This window comes from Mesorhizobium sp. RIZ17 (assembly GCF_051127865.1).
GTDB classification, from domain to species: domain Bacteria; phylum Pseudomonadota; class Alphaproteobacteria; order Rhizobiales; family Rhizobiaceae; genus Mesorhizobium; species Mesorhizobium humile.
On sequence record NZ_CP147861.1, the window covers coordinates 6,390,281 to 6,406,737 of the forward strand.

Here is a 16,457-nt window from a genome sequence, read left to right on the forward strand (position 1 = left end):
TTTTCACGCCTCGTCCAGCGCGGCAAGCACATCGGCAAAACTCGTCCTGAAAACGAAGCCCAGCTTCTCCCTCGCCCGCGTCGGATCGTAGACGCGGTCGATCGAGGAGAACATCGTCCAGCCCTTCCTCGCATAGAGCCGGGGATAATCCGGGAAATAGCGCGCGACGATCGCCGGCGCGTCGGTGATCAGCTCGGCGCAATCCTCCGGTTTGAACGGCGTCGGCGCCGAGACGATGAAGACGTCGAAACCCAGGCTCGGAGCCTTCTCCAACGCCGCCACATGGGCTTCCGCCGCGTCCTCCACCGTCAGCCGCCGGAACAGCAATTCGTTGGCCTTGGTGTTGGCGTCCGATTGCTCGATCGCGTGCGCCATGTCGTCCGCCTCGGGAAAGAAGCGTGCCGTGCGCAGCACCACCACCGGCAGTCCGTGCTCGATATGGTAGAGGCGGCAGAGATGCTCGGCTGAAAGCTTGGTTACGCCATAGATGTTGCGCGGCTCCGGCGACATCTCCTCCGTCAGCCAGGCCGCCTTGCGCGCACCACCCTGAAAACCGGCGCGGATCGCCTGCGAGATCATGAGCGACGTCGTCGAGGTGAAGACGAAGCGCTGGACGCCATATTCGATGGCCGCATCGAGCAGATTGAGCGTGCCTTGCACCTTCGTCGCCACGAAGGCTGTATTCTCATGATGCTCGATATTCGGCTTATGCAGCGCGCCGCTGTGAATGATGGCCTCGATGCTGTGCTCGCGGACAGTCTTCAGGACAAGATCGCGATCCGCGATCGAGCCGACGACCTGCGTGCGCGCCGAGGCAACCGGATCAAGGCCGATGATTTCATGGCCGAGCGCTTCGAGCCTTGGCCCGAGCGCGTTTCCCAACCAGCCGGACGATCCCGTGAGCAAGATCCGCATCGATCGAACCACCATTTTTCCAAGCTGCTGTTGTTAAGCATGGATGACAGACGATCGCGAACCGGTAAGTTGTGCGCCAGTGATAGAAAGAAGTTTGTTCCCGCCATTGATTGAGGAAACAAGATTTCATGACCTCTCGCCTGCTTCTTGCCGCCCTCGGCCTCATCGCCCTCACCTTGCCCGCCCATGCCGACGGCGAAGTGCAGAAGCTGATCACCGCTGCCGACAAGGCGCGGCTGGATAAGTATGGCGAAACGCGCAAGGCGGCCCTCGATGAGGCAAAGGCCGGCAATCCGTCGGAGGTCAAGCAACTGGATGAACTGCTCGCCAAACCGCTCGTCGCCTTCTCCGACAAGGACCTCACCGGCAGCTGGAAGTGCCGCACCATCAAGGCGGGCGGCATCAGCCCGCTCGTCATCTATGGCTGGTTCAAATGCAAGGTGACCGACGACGGCTCCGGCTGGCGGCTTGCCAAGATCAGCGGCTCGCAACGCACCGCCGGCCGCTTCTTCGACGACGGCGACAAGCGCGCCATCTATCTCGGCTCGTTCTCGGTCAATGACGACAAGGCCAAGTCCTATGGCAGCGGCCCCGAAAGCGACCAGGTCGGCTACGCCTTCCGCAACAGCGCCACCGAATGGCGCATCGAATTCCCCGCGCCCTATTACGAATCGAAGCTCGACATCATGGAATTCAAGCGCTGAACCGGACCTTCGACGCCGGCTGAAACGCCTTCGGCACACCAAGGATTAACCCGCCCCGCATAGCATGCGCCCGTTTTGGAGCGGGTGCTGGCCATGGCGGCGTCGGAATCGAATACGCGACCGGTCGTGGTCGTCACCGAAGGTGGCCCGCATATCTGGGCCATCGTCAACGCGCTTGCCGATCGCGTCGGCCCTGTCAGCGTCATTCTGGAATCCCCTGAATCCAAAAAACGTTTGCTGCGCGGCCGCGCGCGGCGCCAGGGCTGGGTCTCGGCGATCGGCCAGCTCGGCACCATGGTGCTGACGAGGCTCGGTAAGCGCTTCCTGGCCGGCCATGCCGAGCGACTGATCGCCGAGGAGAAGCTCGATACCGAGCCGCGGCAAGGCCAGACGATCATCCATGTGCCTTCAGCCAACGGGCCGCAATGTCTCGACGCGGTCGCCAGGATCAACCCTGGCGTGGTGCTGCTTGCCGGCTGCAGGCTGCTGTCGAAGGATACGCTGGCAAGAATGCCTTGCCCGGTCCTCAACTACCATGCCGGCATCGCGCCGAAATATCGCGGCATGAATGGCGGCTACTGGGCGCTGGCCTCCGGCGATCAGGGGAATTTCGGCACCACCGTGCATCTCGTCGATGCCGGCGTCGACACCGGCGGCGTGCTCAAGCAGGCGCGCGGCAAGCCCAAGACGGGCGACACCATCGCCAGCTACGCGCTGCGGCAGGCCGCGTTTTCGCGCGATATCTGCGTCGAGGCGGTCGGCAATGCACTGGCCGGCAGGCTGGAAACAATCGATCCCGGCCTGCCGTCGAAGCAGTGGTATCACCCGACGATCTGGTTCTATCTCTGGACGGGCCTGACCAAGCGCGTCTGGTAGTCAGCCGGCCACAGATTTCAGCATTCGCTTTGCGTCATCGGCAGCGTCGCTTTTGAAGGCGCGCGCGTCGTCCCATAACAAGCGGCCTCATGGCGCTTGCGGCAATGCTCGCATCATCAAGGAGCAAGAGTTTCATGGCCGATCTGATCGTCGTCTATTGGCGCGACATCCCCGCCCAGGTCATCGTCAAGAAAGGCCGGCAGAACGCCAAGCGCGAGCTGCCGCTGCGCTTCACCGAGGCGATCGACATGTGCGCCATGCGCACCGGCGCCGGCGGCACCGACGACTATCTGGCCGAATGGCGCAAGGCCGAGCCGGTCCCGGTCGGCGACGACATCGAGGCCGAGGTCGAAAAGGCTTTCCAGGAACTCGACGCGAAATATGACCGCGAGCGGCTGGTCGCTCTGGTCAAGGCTGGCGGGAAAGAAAATGTCTGAGAAGCAGCCGACGGTCACTCAGGCCACTCTGGTCAAGAAGGCGGCGCCGAAATCCGACTACAAGCCTGCCGACGTGTCTCCGCAGCGGCGCGTCCAGCGCACGTTTGCCGTAAGACTGTGGTCCATCCGCCATTCGCGACTGCTGGAATGGTTCTACAGCAGGTTCGCCGACGTCTTCCTGCTTCTGCATCCGCTGTGGAAAGGCATCGGCTACGGCCGCGTCGAAGCCCCGGTGAAGTTTGTCGAGAAGCGCGTCAAGGGCTTCATGTTCGACTGCCGCATGTGCGGCCAGTGCGTGCTTTCCTCCACCGGCATGTCATGCCCGATGAACTGCCCCAAGCAGTTGCGCAACGGCCCGTGCGGCGGCGTGCGCGCCAACGGCAATTGCGAGGTCGAGCCGGACATGCCTTGCGTCTGGGTCAAGGCCTGGGAAGGTTCGCGCAACATGGTGCATGGCGACAAGATCCTGACCGTGCAGAAGCCGGTCGACCAGTCGCTGCGCGAAACCTCGGCGTGGCTGCGGGTGACCGCGCAGTCCGCCGCCGCGCGTGAAACGGCCCAGAACCCCGGAGCTTCGGCATGAACGCCCGCCAGCTCGACGAGAATCCGGCCGGCATCCATTTGCCGCTCGATCCCCTCCCCGGCCACACGTCGCGTGGCCGGCTGGAGCGCGTGCTGCGCCGCGGCGAATTCGCGGTGACGACCGAGCTCAACCCGCCCGACAGCGCCGATCCCGAAGACGTCTACAACCGGGCCAAGATCTTCGACGGCTGGGTCGACGCCATCAACGCGGTCGACGCCTCGGGCGCCAACTGCCACATGTCCTCGGTCGGCATCTGCGCGCTGCTCACCCGCATGGGCTACGCGCCGATCATGCAGATCGCCTGCCGCGACAAGAACCGCATCGCCATCCAGGGCGACGTGCTGGGCGGCGCCGCGATGGGCGTCGCCAACATGCTGTGCCTCACCGGCGACGGCGTCCAGGCCGGCGACCAGCCGGGTGCCAAGCCAGTCTTCGACCTCGATTCCATGTCGCTGCTCGAAACCATCCGCATCATGCGCGACAACGGCAAGTTCCTGTCCGGCCGCAAGCTGACGACGCCGCCTCAGGTCTTCCTCGGCTGCGCGGTCAATCCTTTCGCGCCGCCTTACGACTTCCGCCCGATCCATCTCGGCAAAAAGATCGCTGCCGGCGCCCAGTTCGCGCAGACGCAGTACTGTTTCGATGTGCCGATGTTCAAAACCTTCATGCAGAAGGCCCGCGACCTCGGCCATACCGAAAAGCTCTTCCTGCTCTGCGGTGTCGGTCCGCTCGCCTCCGCCAAGACGGCGAAATGGATCCGCTCCAACGTGCCCGGCATCCACATCCCCGATGCGGTGATCAAGCGGCTGGAAGGCGCGCAGGACCAGAAGAAGGAAGGCAAGCAGCTCTGCATCGACATCATCAACGAGGTGAAGGAAATTCCGGGCGTCGCCGGCATCCACGTGATGGCCTACCGCCAGGAGGAGTATGTCGCCGAGATCGTCGATGAATCCGGCGTGCTGAAAGGCCGCCAGCCCTGGCAACGGGAGATCCGCCGCGACGACCAGATCGTTGCCGAGCGGCTCGACCACATACTGCACGACGAGATTACCGAAACCCAGGTGGACATGGTGAAGACCGCGCATTGATGTATGTCGCCCAGAAGTGGGAACCGGTTTTGGGACAACGTCATACATTTACTTAGAGTCTAAGGCGCTGCCTGCACCCATCCGCTTGAACCAAATCAGATAACGATATAAAGAACTCTTTATATCCCGACGGAGAGATCGCATGACCCGCACCATCGTCGCCTCGGCGACCCGAGAAATCGTCATCGGCTTCGATCAGCCCTTCTGCGTGATCGGCGAACGCATCAACCCGACCGGCCGCAAGAAGCTCGCCGCCGAAATGGTGGCCGGCAACTTCGAGACCGTCATCAAGGACGCGCTGGAACAGGCCGCCTGCGGCGCCACCATGCTCGACGTCAATGCCGGCGTCACCTCGGTCAACCCGAATGAGACGGAGCCGGGCCTGCTGGTTCAGACGCTGGAGATCGTGCAGGGACTGGTCGATCTGCCGCTGTCGATCGACTCTTCCGTCAGCGCCGCGATCGAGGCTGGACTGAGGGTCGCCAAGGGCCGCCCGCTGGTCAACTCCGTCACCGGCGAAGAAGAGAAGCTCGAGGCCATCCTGCCGCTCGTCAAGAAGTACAATGTCCCGGTCGTCGCCATCTCCAACGACGAGACCGGCATTTCGATGGATCCGGACGTCCGTTTCGCCGTCGCCAAGAAGATCGTCCAGCGCTGCGCCGATTTCGGCATTCCCGCGCATGACGTCGTCGTCGACCCGCTGGTGATGCCGATCGGCGCGCTGGGCGATGCCGGACGCCAGGTGTTCGCGCTGCTGCGCCGGCTGCGCGAGGAGCTCAAGGTCAACACCACTTGCGGCCTCTCCAACATCTCCTTCGGCCTGCCGCACCGCCACGGCATCAACGCCGCCTTCATCCCGATGGTGATCGGCGCCGGCATGACCTCGGCAATCATGAACCCGGTCCGTCCGCAGGAAATGGAAGCCGTGCGCGGCGCCAATGTGCTGAACGGCACCGACGAGAACTGCACCAACTGGATCCGCACCTACAAGGACTACAAACCGGCCGAAGGCGGCCAGGCCGTCGCGGCTCCGACCGCGGTCAACGCGCCGGGCGAAGGCGGGGCCAATGGCGGACGCCGCCGCGGCGGCCGTGAAGCCCGCATGGCCAGGGGATAAGCGCGCAATCGTGAGCCGCACCGCAAACAAGGCTGATCCGATCGCATCGTGGATGCGGTCGGACAGCTCTGCTTTGCGTTCAGGCCATGCCCAATATGGCGTCGAACAGCGCCATTCCCGCCCAGGATCCAAAAATGCCCGTCACGCCGCCGACGATGAAATCATCGTCATAGGCGGGCCAGTATGCGTGCAGCACCAGAGCTCCGACGATCGCGCCGAGAATCCCGGTGGCAAGGTATTGCGGATTGCGCAGCCACGAGCCCTTGATCACGCGCACCATGGTGAACGCGGTGAAGACGGCGGAGAGATCCGACATGGTTGGCCCCTGGACCAGCAGACTCTCCACCCAACAGTAAAACGATCCGTTAAACGGCATTTGCAATTGCCATCGAGACACGTGCCAGCATGAATCCTCCCCCCAACATCACCGATCCGCTTGTGCTGTTCATGCCGTCGGGCAAGCGCGGCCGGTTTCCCGTTGGAACGCCGGTGCTCGATGCCGCGCGCCAGCTCGGCGTCTATGTCGAAAGCGTGTGCGGCGGCCGCGCCACTTGCGGGCGCTGCCAGATCGAAGTGCAGGAAGGCAATTTCGCCAAGCACAAGATCGTCTCGTCCAACGACCACATCTCGCCCAAGGGCGCCAAGGAAGAGCGTTACGAGCGCGTGCGCGGCCTGCCTGAGCGGCGTCGCCTCTCCTGCTCTGCGCAGATCCTCGGCGACCTCGTCATCGACGTGCCGCAGGACACGGTCATCAACGCCCAGACCATCCGCAAGGACGCCGACACCAGGGTGATCGCCCGCGATACGGCGATCCGCATGTGCTATGTCGAGATCGAAGAGCCCGACATGCACAAGCCGCTCGGCGACCTCGACCGGCTCAAGATCGCCCTGATGAAGGATTGGGGCCTCAAGAACCTCGAATTCGACTTCTATCTCATGCCGCAGGTGCAGGGCATCCTGCGCAAGGGCAACTGGGCCGCGACCGCCGCCATCCACAAGGATGCCGACAGCGACATCGCGCGCGTCATCGCGCTGTGGCCCGGCCTTAAGAACGAGGCATACGGCCTCGCCTGCGACATCGGTTCGACCACCATTGCCATGCATTTGGTGTCGCTGCTGTCGGGCCGCGTCGCCGCGTCCTCCGGCACCTCCAATCCGCAGATCCGCTTCGGCGAGGATCTGATGAGCCGCGTCTCCTATGTGATGATGAATCCGGACGGCCGCGAGGGCATGACGGTTGCCGTGCGCGAGGCGGTTTCCGGCCTCGTCGACAAGGTCTGCGCCGAAGGCAATGTCCAGCGCGCCGACATTTTGGATTCCGTCTTCGTCGGTAATCCGATCATGCACCATTTGTTCCTCGGCATCGATCCGACCGAGCTCGGCGGCGCGCCCTTCGCGCTGGCCGTCTCCGGCGCGGTGCGCATCAAGGCCTCCGATATCGGCTTGAAGCTGAACCAGGGTGCGCGTCTTTACATGCTGCCCTGCATTGCCGGCCATGTCGGCGCCGACGCGGCCGCCGTCACCTTGTCGGAAGGCCCGCATCGCCAGGACGAGATGATGCTGATCGTCGACGTCGGCACCAATGCTGAAATCGTGCTCGGCAACTCGACGCGCGTCGTCGCCGCCTCCTCGCCCACCGGCCCGGCCTTCGAAGGCGCGGAAATCTCCGGCGGTCAGCGCGCCGCGCCCGGCGCCATCGAGCGCGTGCGCATCGATCCGGACACGCTGGAACCGAAATACCGCGTCATCGGCTCGGAACTGTGGTCCGACGAACCGGGCTTCATCGACAGCGTGCAGGCGACTGGCGTCACCGGCATCTGCGGCTCCGGCATCATCGAGGTGGTGGCCGAGATGTATCTCGCCGGTATCATTTCCGAAGACGGCGTCGTCGACGGCTCGCTCGGCATGCGCTCGCCGCGCATCGTGGCGAACGGCCGCACCTTCTCCTATGTGCTGAAGGAGGGCGAGCCGAAGATCACGATCACCCAAAACGACGTGCGCGCCATCCAGCTTGCCAAGGCGGCGCTTTATGCCGGCACCAAGCTGCTGATGGAAAAGCAGCACACCGACCATGTCGACCGTATCCATTTCGCCGGCGCCTTCGGCTCCTTCATCGATCCGAAATACGCCATGGTGCTCGGCCTGATCCCGGATTGCGACTTGGACAAGGTCTCGGCGGTCGGCAACGCCGCCGGCGCCGGCGCGCGCATGGCGCTGCTCAATCGTGGTTATCGGCGCGAGATCGAGGAGACGGTGAGCCGAATCGAGAAGATCGAGACGGCGCTGGAACCGAAATTCCAGGAGCACTTCGTCTACGCCATGGCGTTGCCGAACAAGGTCGATCCGTTCCCGAAGCTGGCGGCGGCGGTGAAGCTGCCGCCGCGCAAGGCGATGAGCGAGGACGGCACCGCCGGCGACGCCACGCCGCGCCGGCGCTCGCGCGAGGAGCGCGCGGCACGGCGCGGCCGCGACTAATTTTGCGACATCATTCCGCGGCCCCTGCGGCCGCGACCTTGCTTGCCTTGACGGCGCCCTTGGCACGTTGCGGGTGCAGCCGCCCGTTCAACGGCTTTTCGACCACCAGATAGAGCGCCGCCGAGAACGCGAGCGTGACGACCAGGATCGTTGCTGGCTGCAAGACCGCCGGGAGGCCGGCCCTCAGGACGACACCCGTCGCCAGGACACCGACCACGACATGCCATAGGTAGATCGAATAGGACGCATCGCCGAGAAAGCTGGGCAAGGAAGCGGGCTTGAACGGTCGCGCCCGCTCGGCAAAAACCGCGCCCGCCACGATGAGCGTGGCCGGAAGCCCCCAGTACAACGCGCGAGCCATGCCCGCGTCGAACAGCGGACTGGCCGCAAGAAGCAGAAATCCCACGCCAACCATCGCCAGCGTCACCCCGAGCGGGAGCCTGGCGCCCTGGAGCCACAAGTGCCCCACGACGACGCCGGCCGCGAACTCGAGCACGACCGGATCGGTGAAGGCGCGTGCGTATCCCGCGGGCAGGACGAAATGCAGCGCGACGACGGCAACAAGGGCGCCCACGAGAACGCCGAACCGCCAGCGCTCCCCTAGGAACAGGGCCAGGGTGAAGACGACATAGAACATCATCTCATAGCAAAGCGTCCAACCCTGTATGACGATGGGATGCGGCGCCCCCTCCTGCAGGACCGGCAGGAAGAACAGCGAGCCGACGAAATTCGCCACGCTGAAGAAATGGCCATAGAAGAACTGCGGCTTGATCAGGATGCCAGCCGCGGTCAGCAGCGTGACGATCCAGTAGAGCGGCACGATGCGGGTGATCCGGCGCCTCATGAAACGCCAGGGGTCCGCCGGCTTGCCGGCCGTCGTCACCCACATGATGAAGCCGCTGATGACGAAGAAGACGTCGACGCCGGCTGCTCCGACGTTGAACGGGCCGCCGAACTGTTCGCTGACATGGAAGCACACCACCGCGCATGCGGCGAGGCCCCGCAGATATTGAATACTGTGGATGCTGGTCACGATGCTCGGGTCCCAATCGAGCTACGCTGCAGTGCATGCAGTCGATATCGCATTGCACAATAACAATGCAGCAGTCCGTTGCTGTCAACCCGCGGATAGCCTCTATCGGGATGGAAGCCGGAATGCCCGCCGGCTCAATTCATTTGTATGCAAATGTTTCCGGATTCGCGCGATCCTGAAACCGAAACGCGGTTTTCGCGAAATCGATCCGATACATGTGTAAGCGATTTAACCGGCATCGAACGGCGGCTACGGATAACCCTCGGCCGCCGCTGCTCTTCAAGGGAGATGAAAATGTCGATGTACGATAACCTCAGCCGCTTCGGCGTGACCATCAGGCAGGCTCATGCCAGGAACAAGGCGATCCGCGCGCTGAACAGCCTGCCGGCGCATGTCCAGAAGGATATCGGCTGGCCGGCTTCGCCGCCGAGCGATCCGCAGGCAGCCCTTCATGCGCTGCTTCTGGGCACGCCGCGCTGATGACCTTCGCCGACAAATGCAAACTGCTCGGCAAGCGCCGGGGCCGCGACGCGGCCTTGGCGACCGGCGACAACAAATTGCGCGCGGCGCTGCTACTGAAGCGGCGCTAGAGCAATTCCAGGAAAAGTGTGACGCGGTTTTCCGTCCGGAATTGCTCAAACAAGAAACTGGCACCATCGGATCACGCCAATGTGCCAGCGGCGAAACCTTGAAATTTTTAACTGACATACAATGTTCGGATAACGGGGGAATTCTCTTAGTCGGCTCCGCCTAGATCCGTGTATCCGTATGCCCAGTTTGAAAAGCCATCTCGTTTCATTCGTTCTGCGGCACAGCCGCAAGAAGGCGTTTTCCAGTCCCGAGAACCTGCAGCGCTGGATCGCCTACGCCCGCAAGACCGAGGACTATCATCCGCCTGCCTTGCTTAAGGGGCGGCTGGACATCACCGAGACCGACGTGGACGGCTTTCCCGTCTACGAGATCGCCCCGAGAACGGGCGAAAGCCGGCGCATCCTTTACATGCATGGCGGCGCCTATGTTTTTCAGATCACGTCCTACCACTGGGGGCTGATCGGCGAGATGGCCGAGCGTCTCGGTTTCGGCATCACCGTGCCGATCTATCCCATCGCGCCCGAGCATGATTTCCATGACATGTTCGGCATGGTCGGCGACGTCTACCGGCGCATGCTCGAAGACACCGACGCCGAGGACATCGTCTTCATGGGCGATTCCGCCGGCGGCAACATGGCCGTCGTGCTGACCATGATGGCGGCCGAGGAAGGCCTGCCTTCGCCATCGCGTCACGTGCTGATCTCGCCCGGCCTCGACATGTCGCTGTCCAATCCGGAAGTGTTCGAGGCCGAGCGCAACGATCCCTGGCTGGGCATCCCCGGCGGACTGGAAGCGATCCGCCTCTACAGCGCCGGCATCGACCGTTCCGACTGGCGCATCAGCCCACTTTACGGCGATCTCTCGGTGCTGCCGAAGACGCTGCTGCTCACCGGCTCGCGCGATCTGCTCAGCCCTGACAACCTGATCTTCGCCGAACGCGCGCGCGCCGCCGGCGTCGAGGTCGACGTCGTCTATGAGGAGGGCATGTTCCACGTCTGGCCGCTGATCGAGATGCCGGAGGCGCGCCGCGCGCGCGACAGCATCGTCAACTTTCTTGCAAGCCCGGCACCGCGCAGGGTTCGGGCGCGACGCAGGACTAAGGCGGCTTTCGCGGGCCGCCCGGCACCCGCCGCTGAATAACTCAAAACTTGCCGGTTTCGCGGAACAGCTCGAACGTCGCGCGGATATGGTCGGCGACGGCCTTCACCGGCGCGCTGGCGTCCGGCGCCACCACCATGGCGAGATTGTAGGTGCCGATCTCCGGCATGCCGTCCTTGGCGCCCAGCGAGACCATCTCGTCGCCGAGGAACGACTTCGGCAGCGGCGCCACCGCAAGATCCGCCATGATGGCGGCGCGCTGGCCGGCCGTGTGGGCGCTCATATAGGCGATGCGGTAGTTGCGGCCCTCGCGGCCAAGCGCTTCCAGGGCCCCTGCCCGCCATGCGCAACCTTCTTCCCACAGCGACACCGGCAGCGGCTCGCGCAGATGCGCGCAGCCGCCCTTGGCGCCCGCCCACACGATCGGCTCGGTCAAGAGCACCTCGGCGCCGATCGCGCTGGTCTTGTAGGAATTGGTGAGCAGCGTGATGTCGAGCGCACGGTCGTCCATGCGGCGGCGCAGATTGATGCTCTGGTCGATCGTGACGTCGACGGCGATCGACGGGTGCGACTGAGCAAAACGCTTCAGCACGTGCGGCAGCACGCGCTCGCCATAATCATCCGGGGAGCCGAGCCGCACCACGCCGACAATGTCGGGGATGATGAACTTCGACACCACTTCGCGGTTGATCGACAACAGCCGGCGCGCATAGCCGAGCAGCATTTCGCCATCCGTGGTCAGCGTTACCGAGCGCGCGTCGCGCGCGAAGACGGAACGGCCGAGGATGTCCTCCAGCTTCTTGATCTGCATGGAGACGGCCGACGGCGTGCGGAACACAGCGTTGGCGGCGGTGGTGAAGCTGCCCGTCTCGGCAATCGCCACGAAAGTGCGCAGCACGTCGAGATCAAGCAACGGCAAAGGATGATTGAGCGGGGCGTTCATGGCATCTTGCCTTCAATTTTTCTGATGCAATCCATCATTCCATTTCGTTTGATTGAACATCACTCCAGGCGCATAGTCAACTCGATCGATGCAGGATGCTGCCAAAAGCAGCCATGAAACGACCCTGACGCAGTCCTGCAATCGACATGAAATGAAGCTGAAACAGACCTGACTTAACGCAAATGACGGGCGCCTCCCTGCCCGCATCGAGGAGAAAGAAATGTCTATCCTGTCGTCCATCGGTCGGCTTGCGACCGAATTCAGCGCGGCCCGCGCCCGCTACCAGACCGAACGCGCCATCCATGCGCTGCCGTTCGAACTGCAGAAGGATATCGGCTGGCCGGAAGCCGCCGATGCCAAGACCGGCTTGCGCTTCGGTGTCGGAAGCTGGGCCGGAGCGAAGTAATCACGTGTGTATGGAGTTCTGAAGGCCTGCCGCCTCAGTTCGGCAGGCCTTTTTGTTTGTCTCGGGTCTTTTTTATTTGCATTCAAACGACTTTTGCAGCCATGCGGCAGCTGCATGACGCATATGAACCACCCGCATAGCGGGTTAACAAGCCGATTAAAGCCCTGTAAATAATGGGAAATCTTGGGCAAGCTGCCCAAAAATGTCGCAAACCATGTCGCTTTTCATATCAAGCGCTTCGTATTTGCGATTTAGTTTTTGCTGAAGCGAGCCTATATGAGCGTCAGCAAACGAGCTGCCCCACTCCTTAAGCGAAGGCGACCCGTCTGAGCAACCAAATGGAGATGATGATGAAGCTCTTTGCCCGCCTGTTCGCCCGCCGCGAAATGAACCTGACGACCGCTTTGGAGCGTCAGCGCCTCGCCAAGACCATGCCTGGCCAGACCGGCGCCGTGGCCGCTGCCCGTCTCGGCTTCATTGCCTGAGACGATCCGACATGCTGAATTCGACGCCGCCCGGCTCCGCCGAGGCGGCGTTTTCATTGAGAGCAACCGTCGCGAAACGACAAAACGCCTGATGCGCCGGCTCTCGTCGCCCATGCAGCGACGTGCTGTGGTTGCACGAATTGCCCATTTGCGACCCGTGTCGCAAATTTAATCTTCACTTAGCCGTCTACCCGATTGACAGGAATGGTTTTTCCTGTTGTCGCTATGCTGTTCGCGACATCCTGTTCGCGTCATGGCTGCGTGAGGTTTCCCCGTGAATGCCGTAAAGCATGCGATCAAGAGATCGTTTGTATTCTTCCTCATTCCCGATTTCACCATGATCGCCTTCGCGACGGCGCTCGATCCGCTGCGCTCGGCCAACCGGATGCTCGGCTATGAAGCCTATCGTTGGCGGCTGGCCAGCATAGACGGCAAGCCGGTGCGCGCTTCGAACGGCGTCGAATGCGCCGTCAACACCTCGCTCGAGGAAGAGCGCAAGAAGATGGCCGGGCCGGATCGGCCGAACATGGCGATCGTTTGCAGCGGCATTAATGTCGAGCGCTACCACAACAAGTCGGCCTTCGCCTGGCTGCGCGAGGAGTATAATCGCGGCGTCGCCGTCGGCGGCCTGTGCACCGGCGCGCATATCCTGGCCGCAGCCGGCCTCTTGTCCAACAAGCGCTGCGCCATCCATTGGGAGAACCTGCCGGGCTTCTCCGAGGCATTCCCGAAGGCCAATGTCTTTGCCGACCTCTTCGAGGTCGATCAGAACGTCTACACCTGTGCCGGCGGCACCGCCGCGCTCGACATGATGCTGAAGCTGATCGGCGACGATTTTGACGAGAGCCTCGTCAACCGCGTCTGCGAGCAGGTACTGACCGACCGCGTGCGCAGCCCGACCGACCGCCAGCGCCTGCCGCTGCGCGCCCGCCTCGGCGTGCAGAATTCCAAGGTGCTGACCATCATCGAGTTGATGGAGGCCAACCTTGCCGAGCCGCTGTCGCTGATCGAGATCGCCGACCATGTCGATCTGTCGCGCCGGCAAATCGAACGCCTGTTCCGCACCGAGATGGGCCGCTCGCCCGCCCGTTACTATTTGGAGATCCGGCTCGACCGCGCCAGGCACCTGCTCATCCAGTCGTCGCTGCCGGTGGTCGAAGTGGCGGTCGCCTGCGGTTTCGTCTCCGCCTCGCATTTCTCCAAATGCTACCGCGAGCTCTATGCCCGTTCGCCGCAGCAGGAGCGCGTCGACCGCAAGCAGCTCTTGGCTGCCTGACCAATTTCGGAAATGTCATGACATTGTCTGGCGAGCATGATACCTCTATAGGAGGAGGTGGCCATGACAACCAGAACAAATCGATCTGAAAAGCTGGATCTACGCCTTACTGCGGAGGCGAAGCGCATTCTTGCTACCGCGGCCGCGGCCGAACGCCGCTCGCTCAGTGACTTCGTCCTTGAAAGTGCGCTGGGGCGGGCCGAAGAAACATTGGCGGACCGGCGTACTTTCCACCTTGATGCAGAAAAATGGGCTGCCTTCATCTCTGCCCTTGACGCTCCGACGCGAGACCTTCCGCGCCTCAAGCGCCTACTGAGCGAACCGAGCATCTTTTCCAGCCGTAGTCCGGCGTGAGCCAGTTCCGTATCGAGAAGCTGGCCCGCAGCCACGCGGTTGAGAAGTTCGATTGCGGCGAACAACCACTAAACCGCTTTCTCACCCGGTATGCATTTCAGAACCAGCAAGCCAACGCGTCGCAGACCTATATTGGCCTCTCCAGTGAGGACGTAATCGGCTTTTATACGCTGGTCGTCGGCGAAGTCGCCTATGACGATGCACCCGAGCGTTTGAAAAAGGGCCTCGCCCGTTATCCAGTGCCGATAATGTTGCTGGCGCGACTCGCCGTCAGCCTGGACTGGCAGGGCAGAGGTGTCGGTGCAGGGCTGTTGCGCGATGCGATTCTGCGCAGCTTGCAGGCAGCTGACATAGCGGGCATCCGGGCCATGACAGTGCATGCCAAGGACGACAGCGCTCGGGCCTTCTACGAACGCTACGGATTCATCCAGTCGCCGACAGATCCCCTGCACCTCTACGTGCTTATTAAGGACCTGAGGAGTCTTTAAGACTATCCCGCAGACTGCGTCTGCGCCGTCCGCATCGCCTCGATGCGGATGTCTTCGGTGAGTTGTGCCTTAAGTAACGAGAATTCCGGGCTGGTCTTCAGCGTGTAGTGGCGCGGATGCGGCAGGTCGACCGCCACGTCCGACTTGATGCGGCCGGGCCGGGCGCTCATCACGATCACCCGCGACGCCATGAAGATCGCCTCCTCGATGTCGTGGGTGACGAACAGCACCGTCTTCTTGCGCCGCTCCCAGATGCCGAGCAGCAATTCCTGCATCAGCCCGCGCGTCTGGTTGTCCAGCGCGCCGAAAGGCTCGTCGAGCAGCAGGATCGCCGGGTCGTTGGCGAGAGCGCGCGCGATTGCCGTGCGCTGCTGCATGCCGCCCGAGAGCTGCTTCGGCCAATGGTTCTCAAACCCCTTCAGCCCGACGAGATCGACATAGGAAGCGACGATCTCGTTGCGCTCGCGCTCGGGCCGGCCTTGCTCGCGCAACCCGAAGCCGATGTTTTCGGCGACCGTCAGCCAGGGAAACAGCGTATAGGACTGGAACACCATGCCGCGGTCCGGTCCCGGCCTTGTGACCGCCTTGCCGTCGAGCAGCACGCGGCCGGTGCTCGGCGCCTCCAGTCCCGCGACGATCCTGAGCAGGGTAGACTTCCCGCAGCCGGAGGGCCCTAGGATGGTGATGAAATCATTGGCCGCGACCGCGAGATCGACCGGCTGCAGCGCCCGCACCGGCTCCCCGCCCCTGACCCCGGCAAAGGTCCGCGACACGCCCTCGATCAGAAGCTTGCTCACGCCAGGCTCCATGGATAGAGCCAGCGGTTGAGCGCCTTGAAGGCGAAATCGGACAGAAGCCCGATCAGCCCGATGACGATGATGCCGAAGATGATCTGCCCCGTCGCCAGCCGCGACTGGCTGTTGATGATCATGTAGCCGATGCCCGACGAGGAGCCGATCAGCTCGGCGACGATCACATAGGTCCAAGCCCAGCCGAGCACCAGCCGCAGCGTCTCGGCAATCTCCGGCGCGTTGGCGGGCACGACGACGCGCTTGACGATGCCGTTGTCGTTCGCCCCCAGCGTATAGGCGGCCTCGACCAGGTCGCGGCGCGTGGCGCCGACCTTGACCGCGATGATCAAAATGATCTGGAACACCGAGCCGACGAAGATCACCAGGAGCTTCTCCAGCTCGCCGATGCCGGCCCACAGGATGAGCAGCGGGATGAAGGCGGATGCCGGCAGGTAGCGCGCGAACGACACGAACGGCTCGAGGAAGGCTTCGACCGGCTTCCAGGCGCCCATGGCGATGCCGATCGGCACCGCGACGACCGAAGCCAGCACGAAACCGCCGAAGACACGCCAGATGGTGATCAGGATATCCAGCCAGAAGCCATCCTCGGTGAGCAGCCGCCAGCCATCCTTCAGCATCGACAGCGGATCGGCGAGGAAGATCCGGTTCACATGGCCGCCGAGCGTGATCCACGCCCAGAAGGCCACGAACAGCACGAAGAAGGCGATGCCGAGCACGGTTCGCGTGCCCGGCTGAACGGGGTGCAAGGGACGCAACATCAGGCCCTGTCCTTGAGG

General features: G+C 63.0%; 20 protein-coding genes. 14 read left to right on the plus strand and 6 right to left on the minus strand.

All coding sequences use genetic code 11. The annotated features are described in order from the left end of the window. Positions 1-3 precede the first annotated feature (3 nt). On the minus strand, positions 4-915 hold the full coding sequence (locus tag WDX12_RS31190; protein WP_434723203.1) for an NAD-dependent epimerase/dehydratase family protein: 912 nt from the start codon (positions 913-915) through the stop codon (positions 4-6). Between the two features lie 128 nt (positions 916-1,043). Between WDX12_RS31190 and WDX12_RS31195 the strand changes: the two genes are divergently transcribed. The 6 genes from WDX12_RS31195 (at position 1,044) to WDX12_RS31220 (ending at position 5,720) form a co-directional block, all read left to right on the plus strand. Further along, a complete protein-coding gene (locus WDX12_RS31195; protein WP_434723204.1) occupies positions 1,044-1,619 on the plus strand; it encodes a DUF4893 domain-containing protein in 576 nt (191 codons plus the stop codon). Positions 1,620-1,712: 93 nt separating this feature from the next. Next, positions 1,713-2,495, plus strand: a complete 783-nt coding sequence (locus WDX12_RS31200) for a formyl transferase (protein WP_434723205.1) — start codon at positions 1,713-1,715, stop codon at positions 2,493-2,495. Between the two features lie 134 nt (positions 2,496-2,629). Beyond that, on the plus strand, positions 2,630-2,932 hold the full coding sequence (locus WDX12_RS31205) for a virulence factor (protein WP_320295315.1): 303 nt from the start codon (positions 2,630-2,632) through the stop codon (positions 2,930-2,932). Then, positions 2,925-3,515 carry a methylenetetrahydrofolate reductase C-terminal domain-containing protein gene (locus WDX12_RS31210; RefSeq protein ID WP_320295314.1) on the plus strand — a complete coding sequence of 197 codons (591 nt, stop codon included), beginning with the start codon at positions 2,925-2,927 and terminating at the stop codon, positions 3,513-3,515. The genes WDX12_RS31205 and WDX12_RS31210 overlap by 8 nt, the downstream gene beginning before the upstream one ends. Further along, complete coding sequence (locus tag WDX12_RS31215; RefSeq protein WP_320295313.1) at positions 3,512-4,603, plus strand: methylenetetrahydrofolate reductase; 1,092 nt, start codon at positions 3,512-3,514, stop codon at positions 4,601-4,603. The genes WDX12_RS31210 and WDX12_RS31215 overlap by 4 nt, the downstream gene beginning before the upstream one ends. A gap of 142 nt (positions 4,604-4,745) precedes the next feature. After that, positions 4,746-5,720 carry a methyltetrahydrofolate cobalamin methyltransferase gene (locus WDX12_RS31220; RefSeq protein ID WP_320295312.1) on the plus strand — a complete coding sequence of 325 codons (975 nt, stop codon included), beginning with the start codon at positions 4,746-4,748 and terminating at the stop codon, positions 5,718-5,720. 79 nt (positions 5,721-5,799) lie between these two features. On the opposite strand, the gene WDX12_RS31225 is transcribed toward WDX12_RS31220, so the two are convergent. Continuing rightward, positions 5,800-6,036 carry a hypothetical protein gene (locus WDX12_RS31225; protein WP_434723206.1) on the minus strand — a complete coding sequence of 79 codons (237 nt, stop codon included), beginning with the start codon at positions 6,034-6,036 and terminating at the stop codon, positions 5,800-5,802. A gap of 89 nt (positions 6,037-6,125) precedes the next feature. Between WDX12_RS31225 and WDX12_RS31230 the strand changes: the two genes are divergently transcribed. Then, a complete protein-coding gene (locus WDX12_RS31230; protein ID WP_320295310.1) occupies positions 6,126-8,195 on the plus strand; it encodes an ASKHA domain-containing protein in 2,070 nt (689 codons plus the stop codon). Between the two features lie 10 nt (positions 8,196-8,205). Here the strand turns inward: WDX12_RS31230 and WDX12_RS31235 are convergent, their stop codons facing one another. Continuing rightward, on the minus strand, positions 8,206-9,228 hold the full coding sequence (locus WDX12_RS31235; protein WP_434723207.1) for an acyltransferase family protein: 1,023 nt from the start codon (positions 9,226-9,228) through the stop codon (positions 8,206-8,208). A gap of 294 nt (positions 9,229-9,522) precedes the next feature. Between WDX12_RS31235 and WDX12_RS31240 the strand changes: the two genes are divergently transcribed. Then, complete coding sequence (locus tag WDX12_RS31240; RefSeq protein ID WP_095765549.1) at positions 9,523-9,708, plus strand: hypothetical protein; 186 nt, start codon at positions 9,523-9,525, stop codon at positions 9,706-9,708. Positions 9,709-9,996: 288 nt separating this feature from the next. Beyond that, on the plus strand, positions 9,997-10,959 hold the full coding sequence (locus WDX12_RS31245) for an alpha/beta hydrolase (protein WP_434723208.1): 963 nt from the start codon (positions 9,997-9,999) through the stop codon (positions 10,957-10,959). 1 nt (position 10,960) lies between these two features. Here WDX12_RS31245 and WDX12_RS31250 read toward each other — a convergent pair whose 3' ends face one another. Continuing rightward, positions 10,961-11,860, minus strand: coding sequence for a LysR substrate-binding domain-containing protein (locus WDX12_RS31250; RefSeq protein WP_040981895.1), 900 nt, complete (start codon positions 11,858-11,860; stop codon positions 10,961-10,963). Positions 11,861-12,080: 220 nt separating this feature from the next. Here WDX12_RS31250 and WDX12_RS31255 point away from each other — a divergent pair, with 220 nt between their 5' ends. From WDX12_RS31255 to WDX12_RS31275, 5 genes are all read left to right on the plus strand, one after another. Further along, positions 12,081-12,266, plus strand: a complete 186-nt coding sequence (locus WDX12_RS31255; RefSeq protein WP_320295307.1) for a hypothetical protein — start codon at positions 12,081-12,083, stop codon at positions 12,264-12,266. Positions 12,267-12,616: 350 nt separating this feature from the next. Next, a complete protein-coding gene (locus tag WDX12_RS31260; protein WP_112099240.1) occupies positions 12,617-12,751 on the plus strand; it encodes a hypothetical protein in 135 nt (44 codons plus the stop codon). A 337-nt stretch (positions 12,752-13,088) separates the two neighbouring features. Beyond that, positions 13,089-14,027, plus strand: coding sequence for a GlxA family transcriptional regulator (locus tag WDX12_RS31265; protein ID WP_263482302.1), 939 nt, complete (start codon positions 13,089-13,091; stop codon positions 14,025-14,027). Between the two features lie 63 nt (positions 14,028-14,090). Further along, positions 14,091-14,381 carry a DUF1778 domain-containing protein gene (locus tag WDX12_RS31270; RefSeq protein WP_434723209.1) on the plus strand — a complete coding sequence of 97 codons (291 nt, stop codon included), beginning with the start codon at positions 14,091-14,093 and terminating at the stop codon, positions 14,379-14,381. Beyond that, positions 14,378-14,869, plus strand: coding sequence for a GNAT family N-acetyltransferase (locus WDX12_RS31275; protein WP_434723210.1), 492 nt, complete (start codon positions 14,378-14,380; stop codon positions 14,867-14,869). The genes WDX12_RS31270 and WDX12_RS31275 overlap by 4 nt, the downstream gene beginning before the upstream one ends. Before the next feature lie 2 nt (positions 14,870-14,871). Here WDX12_RS31275 and WDX12_RS31280 read toward each other — a convergent pair whose 3' ends face one another. Both WDX12_RS31280 and WDX12_RS31285 read right to left on the minus strand, forming a co-directional pair. Next, complete coding sequence (locus tag WDX12_RS31280; protein WP_434723211.1) at positions 14,872-15,666, minus strand: ABC transporter ATP-binding protein; 795 nt, start codon at positions 15,664-15,666, stop codon at positions 14,872-14,874. After that, positions 15,663-16,439 (minus strand): ABC transporter permease, encoded by a 777-nt coding sequence (locus WDX12_RS31285; protein ID WP_434723212.1) that lies wholly within the window; start codon positions 16,437-16,439, stop codon positions 15,663-15,665. Before WDX12_RS31285 ends, WDX12_RS31280 begins: the two co-directional genes overlap by 4 nt. Positions 16,440-16,457 lie beyond the last annotated feature (18 nt).